Origin of the sequence: Rhizobium sp. BR 362 (assembly GCF_036528765.1) — a bacterium.
Classification (GTDB): Bacteria; Pseudomonadota; Alphaproteobacteria; order Rhizobiales; family Rhizobiaceae; genus Rhizobium.
This window is the reverse complement of the sequence record NZ_JARWGH010000024.1, coordinates 19,141-35,202: the sequence shown is the minus strand read 5'-3', so window position 1 is coordinate 35,202 and position 16,062 is coordinate 19,141. Positions and strand designations below refer to the sequence as shown.

Below are 16,062 nucleotides of genomic sequence, written 5' to 3'. Positions count from 1 at the left end.
AAGCGTCTCGTTGGACGTCTGAGGGGGGCCGGTAACTGACGTTCATCAATTGGCACCGAGGAAGAAAATCGCCCAACCCGCGATTGAAAACCGCGGAAGCGCGTCGAGGGAGAAGAGACTATGAAGATCGGTGCAACCAACGAAACTAGCATGCATGAGGCTCGCGTTGCGCTAACACCCGCCAGCGCCGGAGAGCTTCGCAAGCTTGGTTACGAATGCGTGCTCGAGACTGGAGCCGGCCAAGCGGCGGGCTTTTCGGACGAGGCCTATCGCGCGGCAGGCGTGACAGTGATCGACAGCGCAGCAGCGCTGTACGAGACATGCGACGTTATCGTGAAGGTTCGGCCCCCGAGTGTAGCGGAGGCGGGTTATCTCGCCTCCTCACAGACCTTGATCTCGTTTTTCTATCCGGCGCAGAACGCTGACTTGCTTGAAGCCTGTCGTTTGTCGGGCGCGAACGTGATCGCAATGGACATGGTGCCTCGGATTTCGCGGGCACAGAAGATGGATGCCTTGTCCTCCATGGCCAATATCGCCGGCTATCGCGCCGTGATCGAGGCTGGCAACAATTTTGGCCGTTTCTTCACCGGTCAGGTGACCGCAGCCGGCAAGATTCCGCCAGCCAAGGTGCTGGTGATCGGCGCCGGTGTCGCCGGTCTTGCCGCGATCGGAACGGCAACATCTCTTGGCGCCATCACCTACGCTTTCGACGTGCGCCAAGAGGTCGCCGAGCAGATAGAATCCATGGGCGCGGAGTTCGTGTTTCTGGATTTCAACGAGCAGCAGCAGGATGGTGCTGCGACTGGCGGTTATGCCGCGCCGTCTTCTCCGGAGTTTCGGAAGAGCCAACTTGCCAAGTTCCGAGAGCTGGCGCCGGAGATTGATATCGTCATCACCACAGCTCTTATTCATGGTCGTGAGGCACCCAAGCTGTGGCTCACCGACATGGTGGCGATGATGAAGCCGGGCTCTGTGATCGTCGATCTTGCTGCTGAACGCGGCGGCAACTGCGACTTGACAGTTGCCGATCAGAAGATCGTCTCCGACAACGGCGTCATTGTCATCGGCTACACGGATTTCCCGAGCCGCATGGCGGCTCAAGCCTCGACGCTCTACTCTACCAATATCCGCCACATGTTGACGGACCTGACGCCGGGCAAAGACGGTAAGCTCGTCCACGACATGGAAGACGATGTCATTCGCGGCGCCACCGTCATTTTTGAGGGCGAGATCACCTATCCGCCGCCAGCGCCCAAAGTGCGGGCGATCGCCGAGCAGAAATCGAGGGAAAGAGCGAAAGAACCGACGCCCGAGGAAAAACGAGCGCAGGAAGCTGCCGCCTTTAAGACGCAGACCAAGAATGCCGGTTTCCTTTTGGGAGTCGGTACAGCGCTCCTTCTGATAGTCGGTGCTTATGCGCCCCCGGCCTTCATGAGCCATTTTGTGGTCTTCGTGCTCGCATGCTTCATCGGCTTCCAGGTCATCTGGAATGTCAGCCATTCACTGCATACGCCGCTGATGGCGGCGACGAACGCGATTTCTGGGATCGTCATTCTCGGTTCACTCCTGCAGATCGGATCCGGAAACAGGCTGGTCACGTTTCTCGCTGCGGTTTCAATACTCGTCGCCACGATCAACGTTGTCGGCGGTTTCCTGGTGACGCGGCGCATGCTCGCCATGTTCCAGAAGTCCTGAGCGGGAAGGGGAATGCAACATGACAATCGGTATCGTTTCTGCCGCCTATATTTCTGCGGCCGTTCTTTTCATCTTGTCCCTCGGTGAACTCTCCGGTCAGCAGAGCGCCAAGCGCGCCGTCTGGTATGGCATCGTCGGCATGGCGCTCGCTGTTATCGCCACCCTCTTCGGCCTTGGCGCAGGTAGCTGGTTTATCATCCTTCTGATGATTGCCGGTGGCGCCGTGCTCGGCCGCTATGTCGCAAGCCGCGTGCAGATGGCCGAGATGCCGCAGCTCGTCGCGGCATTGCATTCTTTTGTGGGCCTTGCAGCCGTCTTTATCGGCTTCAATGCCCATATCGAAGCCGTCCGGGTCGCCGGTCTGGAGGAAGCGGCCCGCGCAACACTTGATGGCTTTGCCGGCATTCTCGCGCATAAGACGCCAGTCGAACTTGCAATCATGAAGGTCGAGGTCTTCCTCGGCGTCTTCATTGGTGCGGTCACCTTCACCGGCTCGATAGTCGCCTTCGGCAAGCTTGCCGGCAAGCTGGACGGCAAGGCCAAAAAACTGCCGGGCGGCCATCTGCTTAATGGCGGAGCAGCGGCCGCATCGCTCCTCCTGCTCATACTTTACTTCAACGGTGCCGGCGCCTGGACGCTGGTCCTGATGACGTTTGCCGCCTTCTTCATCGGCTATCACCTGATCATGGGCATCGGCGGCGCTGACATGCCGGTCGTCGTATCGATGTTGAATTCCTATTCCGGATGGGCGGCAGCGGCGATCGGCTTCACGCTCGGCAACGACCTCCTGATTGTCACCGGCGCGTTGGTCGGTTCCTCGGGTGCGATCCTGTCCTACATTATGTGCAAGGCGATGAACCGCTCCTTCGTCTCGGTCATCCTTGGCGGCTTCGGTGCGACGACCGGTCCACAGATGGAGATATCCGGCGAGCAGATCGCTATCGATGCCGATGGTGTCGCCACGGCGCTCAACGATGCTGACTCGGTCATTATCGTGCCCGGCTACGGTATGGCCGTGGCCCAGGCCCAGCAGTCGGTCTCCGAACTCACCCGTAAACTGCGCGCCGCGGGCAAGACCGTCCGTTTTGCGATCCATCCGGTCGCCGGCCGTCTGCCGGGTCATATGAATGTGCTGCTTGCCGAAGCCAAGGTGCCCTACGACATCGTGCTCGAAATGGACGAGATCAACGACGACTTTCATGAAACGGATGTCGTCATCGTCATAGGGTCGAACGACATCGTCAACCCGGCCGCACAGGAGGATCCGAACTCGCCGATCGCCGGTATGCCGGTCCTCGAAGTCTGGAAGGCAAAACAGGTGTTCGTTTCCAAGCGCGGCCAGGGGACGGGCTACTCCGGCATCGAGAACCCGCTGTTCTACAAGGAGAACACGCGCATGTTCTATGGTGATGCAAGAGCGAGCGTCACCCAGCTTCTTTCTCAAATCGGCTGAGGAATATGTTCTCATAGATCGCGGGCGTATTTCATTCGCGAGCTTGCATGGAACTGAATGCCTTTCGAAGAGCTATGGCGTCGCAGCATAGGAAGACAGCGAGTTCGCATCATCCAAGCGCCTCACTGTGGGTCGACCCGAGGCACTCGAGCTAAAGACATCCCCCGTCTATTCATCGAGATCAATCCGCGTTCCAATCCAATTTAGGAAACCACTATGTCTCAGAGCAAATCCTTAAGTCTCAGCCGCCGTTCTCTCTTGATCGGATCGTGCGCGTGCCTCGGATGCATGCTGCCCGGCTACTCGTTTGCTGACGCTCCGATTTCGGGTCGAGACGCCGCCGGCTTTCACCGACTGATGGTCGGCGACTTTGAGGTCATGGTGATCTCGGACGGCCAGTCTGCGATAAGCACATCGAAGCTGTTGCAGGGGAGCAAACACCGGATTGGGCGAGCCCTGAAAAGTAACTTCCTTGCAGAGGAAGTTTCAACGTCGCACAATTCCTTTTTGGTGAACACCGGTTCGAAGCTGGTGCTGGTCGACGCGGGAGCGGGGTCACTTTTGGGTCCACGCTTCGGCAAGTTGTCGGTCAACCTGATCGCTGCGGGTTACCGCCCCGAGCAGATTGACGAGGTTCTGCTTACTCACCTGCATACCGACCATATCGGCGGACTGATGTCGGGGACCGAGCCTGCTTTTGCGAACGCTAGAGTGCGCGCAGACAAGCGCGACATCGATTACTGGCTTAGCGAGGCGGCCATGCGTGCTGCGCCGGCCGAAGCAAAACGCTTTTTCGAAGCGAGCGTTGCCTCCCTCTCCGCCTACCAGAAGGCAGGCAAGTTGATGGCCTTCGAAGGATCCATGGAGTTGCTGCCGGGAATTCGGTCGCGATCGGCCTATGGGCATACGCCAGGTCACACGATGTACGAGGTGGAGAGCAAGGAGCAAAAGCTTCTTCTATGGGGCGATATCGTGCACGTCGCTGCGGTACAGTTCGCCGATCCCGCAGTTACAATCGGTTACGATGCGGACAGAGCCGAAGCGGAAGCGGAACACTTCAGGGTTTTTGACGAGGTCTCGAAAAAGAAGCTTATGATCGGAGGCGCCCATCTGCCGTTCCCTGGATTGGGTCACGTGCGACAGAACGGCAAGGACAGCTATGCTTTCGTGCCTTTGAGCTAAATCTGGACAAGCGCTAGTGGCCCCCCCGTCGCTAAGATGACAGCCTTGTAGTGGCCCAGAGAAAGTTCGTTTGCGAACTGGCTCAAAGTCGCTCGATCCTGCGGACCGCGTCATCGATAATTTCCGCCACATCGAGCTGAAGCTGACGGCTAGGTTCGCCCGATAAGGTCTGCCCCAGCGCGGTCTTGAGGTTCTGCATCGCGCGGCCGACGGGACCCGCCGTCACGCCGCCGCCCCTGAACCGCATAGCTTCGATCCTCGCCAGCACTCCCTGCGCCTCGCTCCGGTTGACTTCCAGATAGCCTTCTCCTGCGGCGGTGAGTTCGTATGTCCGACGCTGCTCTTCAGGGGACGATGCTGCTAGGTAGCCGGTTTCTACAAGGATAGTCAGGCGAGGATAAACTATGCCCGAGCTCGGCGCATAGATGGCCCCGGATCGGTTCTTGATCTCTTTGATGAGATCGTAGCCGTGGCGTCCATCTGTCCCTTCTATCAGCAGCATCAATAGCAGGCCAAGTTCTTCGCTGTCGAGAACGCGGCGGCTCGAGGTCTGTTGGCTATGGTTTTTCTCAGCGGGCATCAGTGTTCCGTCATAGCTAAGATATATCTTGACATTGTCTTGCGAGAGTTTATCTATGTGCCTGCGCCGGCACAATAGCCGGAATGTCGATTTAACCGCGAGATTTGTCGTGAAAAAAGTAGCTGTTCTAGTCGGCTCGCTTCGCCGCGAGTCCATCAATCACAAATTAGCTCGTGTCCTCGCAAAGCTCGCGAAAGACCGCCTTGAGTTCGACATTGTCGATCTATCGGAAGTTCCGATGTATAACGACGATCTCTGGGAAAAGCCGCCCGCAAGCATTTCAGCGTTTAAGCGAGCAATCGCTGATGCTGATGCCATTCTCTTCGTTTCACCGGAATACAACCGGTCCTTCACGGCCGTGCTGAAGAACGCCATCGACTGGGGCACACGCCCTTACGGCCAAAATGCATTCTCCGGAAAGCCCGGCGCCATCGTGGGCGCCTCTCCCGGAGCGATCGGTTCCGCAGTTGGCCAGAGCCAGCTGCGTAGCGTACTCGGCGCAATTCACTGCATCGTCATGGGTCAGCCCGAGGTCAATCTTTCTTGGAAAGACGACCTGTGCGATGCAGATTATAATGTCTTGAACGAATCTACGCGGAACTTCCTTGAAGGCTGGGTCAGCCATTTCGCACGCTGGATCGAACGTACGGCCGAAACCGTGTGACTTGTGCCCCCTCACTGCGGCGACGTCGGTGACATCATTGCCCCGGGCCAACCATGTATAGACCGGAAATGCGCGAACTCGTTGCTTTCGTCGAGGTCGCGCGCCAGCTCAACTTCACCAGGGCTGCCGCCAGTCTCGGCGTTTCCGTGCCGACATTCAGCCAGGCCCTCCGAGGACTCGAGGAAAAGCTCGGCGTCCGCCTCCTAGCCCGCACGACCCGTAGCGTCTCGCTCACTGAGGCGGGCGCCGAATTCCTAGAATCGCTATCTCCGCTGCTCGACAGCTTTGATGCTGCGCTCGATGGACTCAACAAATTCCGGACAGGAACGGGCGGGCGGCTGCGTATCCTGGGATCGCGTGCCGCTTCGACGATCATGGTCGGCCCAATCATTGGCCGTTTCCTCGCCAGCCATCCCAACGTCGAGCTTGAGATGCTTGTTGACGACCTACACGTCGACCTTGTCGAAAATCGCATCGATGCTGGTATTCAGGTGGGCGAGCGGATCGAAAAGGACATGATCGCGGTCAAGCTTGTAGACCCTTTCGAGGAGATACTCATGGCGTCTCCGTCCTATCTTGCAGGCAGGACGAAGCCATCGGAGCCGGCGGATCTGGAGAACCACCGGTGCGTACGTCTGCGGTCATCCTGGGATGGGACTCTAAGCTCGTGGGTCCTGACGAAAAACGACATAAAGATCGAACATTCCGCAGGGGCGCATTTCGTCGCCAACGATCTGCGTGTCATGGCAGCAGCCATTATCGGCGGAGCGGGCATCGGGTTGTTGCCGAAAGCTCTTGTCCCCGAAGCCCTTGCTAGAGGCGAGCTGGTTCACGTTCTTGAAGGATGGAGTTCGCGAGTTTCGGGCATTTACCTGTTCTATCCCAGCCGCCGGCAAATCCCGGCTGCGCTTTCCGCCTTCATCAATTTCATGAAGACAAACAAGTCCCGAGCGTTCGAAGCTTGATGGAAAGCTTGCCGCTTCAGGCTACGGCCGCTCTCCTTTCCGTTGCCAGCGAAATCGCGAATACAATAAACCCCGCCCCTGACATCGCCGCGCCGACCAACCCCGTCGAAGCGGGTCCGAGATTACTCCCGATCGCCATGGCACCCATCACGGCGCCCACGGCATTCGCGAGATTGATAGCACACCCATTGAGCATTGCGCCGAGAGCCTGTGCATGGCCGGCCACATCCATCAGCCGCGCCTGCAGCGGCGGGACGAGGGCCAGCGAGGTAAAGCCGGCGAAAAAGACACTGACACAAACGACGACGTGGCTGTGCACGCTGAAAAAGAAAGACATCAGGACGACGAGGTTAAAGAGCAGGATAACGCCGATCGCCCTCATCACACCTTTGTCGGCGAGCCAGCCTCCAAAGAAATTGCCGACGAACATTCCGAGGCCCACGATCGCCAGGACGATGGGAACGCTTGTTTTGCTCATTCCGGTGATGTCTTCGAGGATCGGGACGAGGAACGTATAGAGCGAAAATAATCCCGCGAGACCCACTGCTCCAATTGCAAAAGTCAGCCAGACTTGAGGCTTGGTTAGAGCACTGAGTTCGCGCAGCGGACTTGCACCGTGGGACGCGGGTATGGCGGGAACGGCAATGCTGCAGATGAGCGCGGCTAAGGCGGCCAGGATTGCAAGAACGAGGTATGTCACATGCCACGTCGTATGCTCGCCAATGTAGGTGCCTATCGGTGCGCCGACGAGATTCGCGATACTCAACCCGGTCATAATGCGGGCGATCGCTTGGGTGCGCTTATGTGGTCCTGCGAGCATCGCGGCGACCAGCGCCGCCACACCAAAGAAGGCTCCTTGCGGCAGACCAGATAAAAACCGTGCTGTTAAGACCAAGCCGAAGTTCGCGGCAATGCCAGACAAGGCGTTACCGATGACGCAGAGCAAGAGAAGGCCGATCAGGAGTGTGTTCCGTGGAACCCTGGCTGCGAGGGCAGCTATTAGCGGCGCGCCGACGACCACTCCAACAGCATAGGCGGTGATATAATCGCCGGCGACCGCCACAGGGACTCCAGTCGTGTTCGCCATCTCGGGCAACAGGCCCATCGAGACGAACTCGGAGGTACCCAGAACGAAAGCTCCCAAGATCATGGCGAATTCCGCCGCCGCTGTCTGCATAGGCGAGTGAGATTGCATTTTCATATGATTGAAACTCCGAAAACACTCGTACGAGAGCGGTTCATCATCTGGCTGGTATTCAGGCGGAGAGCTTCCCAAAACGCAGTTCGCAGGCCGGCGCGCGGTGTGCGGGGCTAGCCCTTCGACAAAACCTTTTCAGCGCTCGGTCGAGCGGTATGATAGAGGGCGGTGCGAACGTCCGTATTGGTTCCGCTGAAGGTTTCAGCGTGGAAGATGGGCATACTAAAAGGCGTCAGTGGCATCAGCGCACTCACCAGGGCTATCGCGATCATGAAGCCGCGGATGTCGATTTTCTCGATCATTAATTTATCCCAATTGCAGAGACGGCGTCCCGGCGAGCGGTTCGTCTCCGGGCCATCCGATCTTGACGAAATGAATACGCCAGGGCGCTTCGAACCGGAATTTCGAACTCCGGAAAGACCCTTTTGGAATTCTCAAATAATGCCCTCGGCCGGGGGTGGGGCGGTGCGGAAACGCCCGTGGAGATCGAGCACTGCAATCGGTTCAAGCCCTTCAGTAGGTCTTCGCGCAAGTTGAATGTGAACCACGGATTTTGCAGGGCGATAAGCGAAAACAATGGGGCGCCGGCGGAGAAATTCTCACTAAGTTCAGCCACGAGTGTCGCCACCTGCCCGGAGATCGGTGCGACGATGGTCAATTCGTGAACGTCCGTCTGCTGCTGGTTAAGCGAAGCCTTTGCCTGCTCGACAGGCGTTGCCGCCAGGGCCTTTTCTTCCTTACTGGCTCCGGCGACCGCAAGCTGAAGATTGGCTTCGGCCGACTCGCTACCATGACAATCTCGGGGACATGCCCGCCTAAGCATTGATGACTCCCTGACAAATCTGTCCCATCATCCGTGGGGGTCGGGACCGATCGCGGCCGCATCGGATGCAATGCCTTTCCAGGGCTGCGCTTGGTTACAACGGATACTTCGATGCCGTTACGGCCAAATGCCTTAGCCAGGGCTTGGCCGATATTGCCGAAGCCATGATTGTGTACCTCACGTATTTCCTTCGGTTTACCCGATGCCTGTGGGCCCGAATATTTGAACGGAACCCGGCCGGGCGTAGCGCGTCAGATTTGCGCCAGGCCGCCGTCGACGGCGACTTCGCTGGCGGTCATGAAGCTGCTGTCCGAGGACGCAAGAAAGGCGGCCACCGCCCCGATCTCCGGCCGGATCGGCCATGCGCTGGAGCCGATTCATCAAGGCGAAGGCCTTCAGGCCTTCCTCGCCTAACGGAGGTGTTGCGAGAGTATCGTAAGCTTCGGGACTTACAGCGAAAATTGCTTCGTGCTGGTTCCCCTCAAGCTGCTGCAATCACTCAAAGAGTACAGGGTCTCCCGTTCGAATCTCTTCAAGAGCAATGCGTCTGAAATGTCACATCGTAGATGGGATATTCGGCTTATGCTCCATCTTCTATGGTGATGCAGAAACGTGCTGTGCTTCTCCAGTGTCCACCGGCGCGGGGCGAAGAAAAGCGTAAAATACCGTAAAATACGGCTTTCGATGATTTCTCTTCATCTTCTTGATTGGCAGAAGCGTCCCACATTGGGCGAGGGTATTTGCTTCATTGCCGTCTGTGCCTTCAGAAGAAAATCCCGCTTGGCGCAAAGTCTTCCCGCCGCCCGCATAGGATCTACGGCAGGAGCTCCACCTTCAATCGCCCGGCTCTGTGCTGCAGCACGTCTGAGGCGGTTCGACATTTCCTGGAATCGCGAAACCGCCCCGTTTCTTCCCTGAATAATCCGCACCTACTTGTTGGGGCTGTTAGTGCTCAAGGAAGACGTAGTTCATCCAACTGCTCATGCGCAAAAGGACCTTTCGCAGGACGGCGACGTGGTGCCAGTGCTCGGTATAGACTGCAACCTCCGCGACAACGCCTCCAGGCAGTTGATATTTGTTCGTATCCTCGAGCAGTTCGATGCGGGCAAGCGTCTGTCCTGGCATAGCGCGCTCCGACGATTGAGGATCTATCAGTGCTCCGCTGGGCTGAAGCTGACCCTGGGCCATAACATCGATGACCTCGCCAACTCGGGCCTTGAAAATCTTGCCGGGAACCGCTTTGAAAGCGACCTCTGCTTCGTCGCCGGCACGCACGCGCTGCAAGGAGTTCTGGATGAATGCCGCGCCCAGCATCCTGTCTTCGCTGTTGATGAAGACCATGACAGGGCGGAGCGGCAAGGGATTGGCCATCATCCCAGGACGAAGAAAGACCTGGGTCACATAGCCATCGCTTGGCGCGCGCACCGTCGTCTGATCGAGTTCATATTGGGCATTGCCCAGTTCCGCCCGCAGCCGGGCCACGGTTGGATTGGTGCCGTTGATCTCGGATTCATAGGCCAGCTTAGCCTGAACCGCCTGGGCACGTGCAGTGTCTGCGGCGGCTTCAGCGGTCAGATAGATCCCACGCCGATTTTCGACCTCGAGTTCGGAATAGATCGCGCCCTTGCCGCTGGATTTTGCATTCTCGTTTGCCTGCTGGAATTTTGTGAACGCCTGCAGGGAGCGGTCGCGCGATGCCTCAGCGCCGGTGACCCCGGCATTTGCAGCATCAAGCGCAGCCTTCAACTGGAGGACCGTCTGCTCCGCCTCGGCCAAAGCCGCCTTCTTCTGATCGACGACAAACTGGTAGGGTCTCGCATCGATGCGGAAGAGGACGTCACCCTTCTTCAGCGGCTTGTTCGGCTCGACAGGCACTTCCACGACTTGGCCGCCGACGACGGGAATGACCGGAGCGGAGGTGAAGTAAATGCGCCCGTCCCCAGAGTAGGGATGGTTGTAGCTCATGATGAGCAGCAGAGCGGAGATCAGGAAAATGCCGCCAAGGACGGCTGTCGCCAGCGTCCATTGGTTTACCGGGATCCGGAATACCTTGAAGACCGTCCAGCAAATCGCGGCATAGGTGAGTATCAGGAGCAGATCCATCAGACTTTCTCCTTCTCCAGCGGGAGCGCTTCGAGTTCGGCGATCCGGGCGTGAAGACGCGCGATTTCAGCGTTTGCCTCCGCTTCACGCGAAAGCTTGCCGTCGGGCCGAATTCCCCAGCCGCGGTCTTCCCGATAAAGCGTTGCCCAGATGAAAAGAAACGGCCAGATGGCGTGCAGGGTGAATAGGCTCACCCAACCGGCAACATGGATGGCATCCTGGTGAGGATGATTGCGTGCCTTGGCAATCAGGTGAGGGATGTCATGAATCGCTATCACTGCGTAGAAAAGAGTGACCACTACGAAAACCAGCACCCCCAGTGCAAAATAGTCGAGAAACACGGTTCCTCCTTTTCGGCTGCGTGATGGAGCCGACCGGCGTAGTCAGGGAGGAAATAGTAGCGCCGCAAGACCTCAAACGCCTGTAGCATCACGTATCGTCTATTAGCCGCTCTCTAGTGATGTCGGCAGAACGCCAGACCTCATGGGGTAATCGCGATACCGGCGTCTTTCAAACCTGCCAGAAAAAGATCCTGATCCGAGGGCCGCTGCAGGCGCTTTGCAACTTCTATGCGGACGTTAGCCAGCAACATGGGGGCATTCGATTTCAGCCACTCCTGTTCACGGCCGGCTTCGTCGCGCTTTCCCTGAGCCCCAAAAATTGCGAGCAGAACGAGATGGTGCATGGGGTTATATTTGAGATCTGCCATGCGTGCCCACAATTCGGCCGCCTTGTAATCGCGTCGCATATAGGCGCAAAGCGCCAAGCCCACTTCATAATACCCGATGGGGCCAGGGTTTCTGCTGACCGCGGTCGACATCAGTTCGCAGCCTGTTTCCCACTTCCCGGAAAAGGCCAGCCTGAATCCATATTCTCCGGCGACCTCCGTGTCGTTCGGATTGATTGCATATGCAGCCGCTCCCTCCCTCAATGCGGCGTCCACGTTGCCGTTGAAGAAGTCCGCAAGCATTAAAGCCTGCAACGCCCGAGCATTCTGAGGGTCGATATCTACCGCGCGTTTGGCGGTTTCAAGAGCAAGCGCTAGCGGATCCGCCGATTGCGGTATGTCCAGCCGGTACTGAAAGCGGACCTCATCCAAATAAGTCAGAGAGAGCAATGCCCATGAGGTTGCATAGGTGGGAAGACGCTCCGTCGTGCGTTTGAGACAGTCCTGCACTGCCGCGTGATTTTGGGGGTTCAGTTCGATGCGGTAGTTGTAATAGGACAAGGTACACGCATAAGCATCCCAGTCGTCGGGGGGAGACTCAGCCAGTCGAGCAGCGTCGACCTGGAAGATCAGGCCATAGGGCTGGGCGACAGCCGTCGCAACCCGCCGTGCAACATCGGCTTCGACCTCAAGCATATCCTGCACTCCGAGGTCTCTGTCATAGTTGTTCGACCAAATCACCGATCCGTCGGAACGGCGGACAAGTCTGGTCGTAAGCCGCAGCTTGTTTCCGTCGACGCGCACGCCTCCCTGCAACACAAAGCGCGCCTCCTCTGCGCCCAAGTCCCCACTGGAAGGCGGCTCTTTCGCAATGACGGCAATTTCCTTGAATTTCGCAAGCTCACTTATGACTTCGTCCGTGAGCCCACGAGCAATGTTTGCCGAGCCGCCCTCTCTTGAAATTTCCTCAAATGGTTCGACGAGGATCTTTGGAACATTTCCTCCTGCCGCTGTCGTAGGGATCTCTTGAACCCCACGCGATGAAAAGAAAATAACGCTGAGCGGCGGGACCACGGCGACAAACGCCGCTAAGGCTATTGCCGCCGCAATCGCAAACCACAGCCACACCGGTGAAGGCGCCGCATCCGTGCGATCGGCCGCAATCACTAGCCTCTGCACTTCGGGTGCGGTCTCGGAGATATTGTCCGTCTCGGACAGATCGGGCAGCATCTCGGCAGCAGCGGCGTACCGGAAGCAGGGTATATAGGCTCCTTTCGGTATGGTAATAACGATCCGGTCGGCGCCCCCTGCAACGAGATAGTAGCGCTCAAGACCTCGTCGAATCCGCCCGGCTTCTATTCTAACGACGGGGTCATTCTGCGCGTCAAACGATGCATCCCGGGTAAAAACCTCCTGTGCGATCGTGTAAGCCTTGAGGTAGTCAGACCGCCCGGCGAGCGTCTCTTCAACGACATATTCCAAAAACTTGCGGCCCCGTTCCGGTGCCAAAAACTCTTCGCTTGCAAGAATACGCCGAAGCTGTTCTCTGATCTCCCATGTGTCAGGGGAGGATACCTCTTCCCCGCCGCTTGCCCGAACGCTCTGCATCGTGTCCCCCTGCGACCATAGCAGTCGTCTCATCGCCCTTGTATGTTCATGTATATTACTCCTCTAATTTAGGTAGTGACAATATTATGTTTCAATCTGCTTGAGCTGACCATGACGAGCGGGACGGACATGATATCGGGAAAGAATAGTTTAACGCATTTGTCCGCCCTCCAAATTGCAGAGGTGCGCTTTCCTGATGAAGTCGCGCGAGTGCAACAGCTCTTTAACGCAGACGAGAGTTTCCGCGGCATGTGCGAAGATCTCGCAGCCGCTGTCGAAACACTCACACGGGTGGACTACCTGCCCGATAACATTCGGGAGGCCCGACGCCAGGAGTATGTCGGACTGGTCGAGGCTCTTGTCAGCGAAATTCGGGATGCCCTCCGTAATTCGAAGATCGCGATCTTGCGGCCACCGCCCGCCTCGACGTCCTAGCGTATCGTTGAATGCACTCGCCAATGTTGCCGGTCGGCATGTTTGGCGATGTAACCGAGCACAAAGCCGCAGAAGGTATTCACCGTCCGGGTTGGGTCATTTTACTAGCGGCTGTGGTTGCAAATCACCTTGGAGCCGGTCCTCGGCTTTCGACTGCTTCCCCTTTCGCTGCAACGGTTGCTCGATCACGGTAACCGGAGCGGCAACAGCCGCGGCGGCCACTGTGCCTATATTCGTCACCGTACCGCCGACAACAGCGGTGATTCCTTGTCCGAGCGATACATTCGAGTCGGTAAGCGGCTGACCGGTCATCAGTCTTCGGCCGATGAGCTGAACTATTTCCGGGCTTTCCGCAAACTTGCCGTGGTTCAACGCATCGTCGGATTTCACCTTTGTCAGGTCGATTGCCGTAATTCCCGCCTTTTCCAGTTTCGAGCGGTAGGGCTCCTCTGCCGGGTTGATTGCCCCCAGCCGCGATACCCTTCCGGTTATGAAGCTGGACACCGCGAGGGCTTTATCGTCTTGAGACACGAAGATGGTGAACTTCGGCCTTGGCGCCCCCATCTCGACATATTGCTTGGCAAAAACCTCGATATCGATATCCGGCGATGCGAGAATGACGTTGTGAATCTTGGGATCCACATGTCCGTCGCGGATGCCCATCTGCCGGAGGGACTCCATGGCGAGCCAGGTTCCCATCGAATGGGCAAGTATCGTAATGTCCTTTACGGCCGGATCGGCTGCAAGCGTGTGAAGCGCCTGTTCGAGCGCGGTTCTCGAATAGTTCGTGCTCTCCTTGTCATATTGATAGGCAACTAGCTTCGCCCTCGATGGCCACGTGAATAGAATGGGCGTTGCGTGCATGCCGCTGTCGTGGACGATCTGCGCCAACCGGAAGACGGAATCTTCGTATTTGTTGTTGAAGCCGTGAATGAAGACAAGCGCGCGCCCTCCGACTACGTGCTGACGGAACCATGCACGCCCCTCAGAGACCGTTTCCAGTTGCTTCACGCCGACCACGGCAAAATCGGTTGCCGGGTCGGCCGGCAGCCGGCGCGGCCATTGCACCGTACCGGGCTCACGTTTGGGCGGAATGGAGACCGCGATCTCCGTCAAATAGGGCTTCGGGCTGCGCTCGCCGGTGAATAGCGTGGCCGGATTGCCTGACGGCTGACGGGTGGTTGCGACGAGCATGTCCACCTTCGCCGTGCGCGGTGCCGATGCTGAAAGTTTGACGGGCGTCATCACACCGCTCGGATGACCGCATCCTGAAAGGATCAAAAGCAGACTAAGCAGAGAGCGTTTAAGCATGCGGTTCTTCCAAGCAGTTGCCTACGCGATTAAATCGGCCCGAAGCACGCGGCAGCCGCCCGCCTGCATCGCAATTCGCTCAAAGCAGCCGTTGGATGATAGGCAGAGGCGTCGGCATTGGTAGTAACTTACGCGATGGCGCGATTCTGCCGCCGTATGATACGGTGGCTGATGATGACGGCGACCCTGCGCTGTGGGAGCGGCTGACGGATACAGCGGGCGGCCCCGAGCAACCTATCCCAAGTCGAAATCAGCCGGTTTTTCTGCGGAAGGAAGCGCCGGTTTCGTCCAGGCAACGAAAAGATCATAAAAAACACCGAGAACTACCGGGCCGAGAAACAAGCCCACCAGGCCGTGGGCCAGAGCTCCGCCGATAACACCAAGCAAGATGAGAGGCATGGGGGTGGACAGGCCGCGTGAGATCAAAATCGGCTTCAGAATATTATCGAGAATGGCGACCGGCACTGCGAGCATCGTGAACAACAACGCGTTCGTAAATTCCCATGTGAACCAGGCCCAAATGACCAGTGGCAGTAGCACGATGCCTGGTCCGATCTGGATGATGCAGACGATAAAAATTGTGAAGGTCAGCGCCCCTCGCGCCGGAACGTCGAAGAGAACAAGGATTATCCCGCATAGCAGCGTCTGCAGCAATGCGATGCCTATGACGCCGCGCGAGACATTGCGGACCGTCATGCTTGCAAGACGCACAAAATCGGTGCCCCGGCTGCCTGCGATCCGAGCGACGACAACGTTCACGGCTGACGTCATCTGCTGTTTTGCAACCAGGAAAAATCCGCATAGCAATACGGATGCAATGAAGCTGAGAACGCCGCTTCCAAGAGCCGCGGTTTTCTCCAGAATGACGCTGGCGGCGCCCCGTATCGGCTCCTGGAACTGTTTCAGCATGGCAGTAAAATTGGCTATGGCGTAGTTCCAAATTTCAAACACACGCTCACCGACATATGGCCACGCCTTTACGCTCTCCGGCGCCGATGGCAAGGCAATCGTCCCTTCTTTGAGGCCGGTCAGAAGCGCGCGCGTACCGTCGGCGAAGCTGACGAGGATGGCGGCAAGCGGCGCTATGACGATGGTCAGGCATGCGATCACGAGCAGAGCTGCCGCGGTAATGCCGCGGCGGCCCAGCAGCCTCCGCAACAGCTCGAAGAGGGGAAAAAGCGCGACGGCCAATATCGCTGCCCAGGCGATAATCAGGATGAAGGGCGCGACGATCGTGAAAGACCAATAGGCGAAAAGACCGACAACACCCAGCCGGATGAACTCGCTTACACGCGCGTCGGCGGAACTCGCGCTCGGCTGGACGCTATTGGTTTCTTCCGCGACGTTCGGTACGGACGGTGCTGAGATCGATGTCATG

General features: G+C 57.8%; 14 protein-coding genes and 3 pseudogenes. 6 read left to right on the top strand and 11 right to left on the bottom strand.

Annotated features, from left to right (window positions below; translation table 11 throughout):
* Positions 1-120: 120 nt before the first annotated feature.
* The 3 genes from QDY28_RS22785 to QDY28_RS22775 all read left to right on the top strand — a co-directional run bounded on the left by QDY28_RS22785 (position 121) and on the right by QDY28_RS22775 (position 4,330).
* Positions 121-1,695 carry a Re/Si-specific NAD(P)(+) transhydrogenase subunit alpha gene (locus QDY28_RS22785; RefSeq protein ID WP_331383889.1) on the top strand — a complete coding sequence of 525 codons (1,575 nt, stop codon included), beginning with the start codon at positions 121-123 and terminating at the stop codon, positions 1,693-1,695.
* Positions 1,696-1,714: 19 nt separating this feature from the next.
* Complete coding sequence (locus QDY28_RS22780; protein ID WP_331383888.1) at positions 1,715-3,148, top strand: NAD(P)(+) transhydrogenase (Re/Si-specific) subunit beta; 1,434 nt, start codon at positions 1,715-1,717, stop codon at positions 3,146-3,148.
* A gap of 216 nt (positions 3,149-3,364) precedes the next feature.
* The gene (locus QDY28_RS22775) at positions 3,365-4,330 is read left to right on the top strand and encodes an MBL fold metallo-hydrolase (RefSeq protein WP_331383887.1); all 966 of its coding nucleotides are present in this window, start codon (positions 3,365-3,367) and stop codon (positions 4,328-4,330) included.
* An 82-nt stretch (positions 4,331-4,412) separates the two neighbouring features.
* Here the strand turns inward: QDY28_RS22775 and QDY28_RS22770 are convergent, their stop codons facing one another.
* Positions 4,413-4,910: a PadR family transcriptional regulator gene (locus tag QDY28_RS22770; protein WP_331383886.1), complete on the bottom strand. Its 498-nt coding sequence runs from the start codon at positions 4,908-4,910 to the stop codon at positions 4,413-4,415.
* Positions 4,911-4,965: 55 nt separating this feature from the next.
* Between QDY28_RS22770 and QDY28_RS22765 the strand changes: the two genes are divergently transcribed.
* Positions 4,966-5,574, top strand: coding sequence for an NADPH-dependent FMN reductase (locus QDY28_RS22765; protein ID WP_331383885.1), 609 nt, complete (start codon positions 4,966-4,968; stop codon positions 5,572-5,574).
* Between the two features lie 53 nt (positions 5,575-5,627).
* Positions 5,628-6,539, top strand: coding sequence for a LysR family transcriptional regulator (locus QDY28_RS22760; protein WP_331383884.1), 912 nt, complete (start codon positions 5,628-5,630; stop codon positions 6,537-6,539).
* A gap of 16 nt (positions 6,540-6,555) precedes the next feature.
* Here the strand turns inward: QDY28_RS22760 and QDY28_RS22755 are convergent, their stop codons facing one another.
* The 8 genes and pseudogenes from QDY28_RS22755 to QDY28_RS22720 all read right to left on the bottom strand — a co-directional run bounded on the left by QDY28_RS22755 (position 6,556) and on the right by QDY28_RS22720 (position 12,938).
* A complete protein-coding gene (locus QDY28_RS22755) occupies positions 6,556-7,740 on the bottom strand; it encodes an MFS transporter (protein ID WP_331383883.1) in 1,185 nt (394 codons plus the stop codon).
* A gap of 110 nt (positions 7,741-7,850) precedes the next feature.
* The gene (locus tag QDY28_RS22750; protein ID WP_331383882.1) at positions 7,851-8,039 is read right to left on the bottom strand and encodes a hypothetical protein; all 189 of its coding nucleotides are present in this window, start codon (positions 8,037-8,039) and stop codon (positions 7,851-7,853) included.
* Between the two features lie 203 nt (positions 8,040-8,242).
* A pseudogene (locus QDY28_RS22745) lies at positions 8,243-8,521 on the bottom strand (HlyD family secretion protein); the annotation flags it as partial.
* Between the two features lie 81 nt (positions 8,522-8,602).
* A pseudogene (locus QDY28_RS22740) lies at positions 8,603-8,745 on the bottom strand (NAD(P)-binding domain-containing protein); the annotation flags it as partial.
* 66 nt (positions 8,746-8,811) lie between these two features.
* A pseudogene (locus tag QDY28_RS22735) lies at positions 8,812-9,013 on the bottom strand (SDR family oxidoreductase); the annotation flags it as partial.
* Positions 9,014-9,505: 492 nt separating this feature from the next.
* Positions 9,506-10,663 (bottom strand): HlyD family secretion protein, encoded by a 1,158-nt coding sequence (locus tag QDY28_RS22730; protein WP_331383881.1) that lies wholly within the window; start codon positions 10,661-10,663, stop codon positions 9,506-9,508.
* A complete protein-coding gene (locus tag QDY28_RS22725; RefSeq protein ID WP_331383880.1) occupies positions 10,663-11,004 on the bottom strand; it encodes a DUF3302 domain-containing protein in 342 nt (113 codons plus the stop codon). The genes QDY28_RS22730 and QDY28_RS22725 overlap by 1 nt, the downstream gene beginning before the upstream one ends.
* Before the next feature lie 140 nt (positions 11,005-11,144).
* Positions 11,145-12,938, bottom strand: a complete 1,794-nt coding sequence (locus tag QDY28_RS22720; RefSeq protein ID WP_331383879.1) for a hypothetical protein — start codon at positions 12,936-12,938, stop codon at positions 11,145-11,147.
* Between the two features lie 111 nt (positions 12,939-13,049).
* On the opposite strand from QDY28_RS22720, the gene QDY28_RS22715 reads away from it, so the two are divergent.
* A complete protein-coding gene (locus tag QDY28_RS22715; protein ID WP_331383878.1) occupies positions 13,050-13,373 on the top strand; it encodes a hypothetical protein in 324 nt (107 codons plus the stop codon).
* A gap of 96 nt (positions 13,374-13,469) precedes the next feature.
* Here QDY28_RS22715 and QDY28_RS22710 read toward each other — a convergent pair whose 3' ends face one another.
* Together QDY28_RS22710 and QDY28_RS22705 are read right to left on the bottom strand one after the other, a co-directional pair.
* Complete coding sequence (locus QDY28_RS22710) at positions 13,470-14,684, bottom strand: alpha/beta hydrolase (RefSeq protein WP_331383877.1); 1,215 nt, start codon at positions 14,682-14,684, stop codon at positions 13,470-13,472.
* 234 nt (positions 14,685-14,918) lie between these two features.
* A complete protein-coding gene (locus QDY28_RS22705; protein ID WP_331383876.1) occupies positions 14,919-16,061 on the bottom strand; it encodes an AI-2E family transporter in 1,143 nt (380 codons plus the stop codon).
* Position 16,062 lies beyond the last annotated feature (1 nt).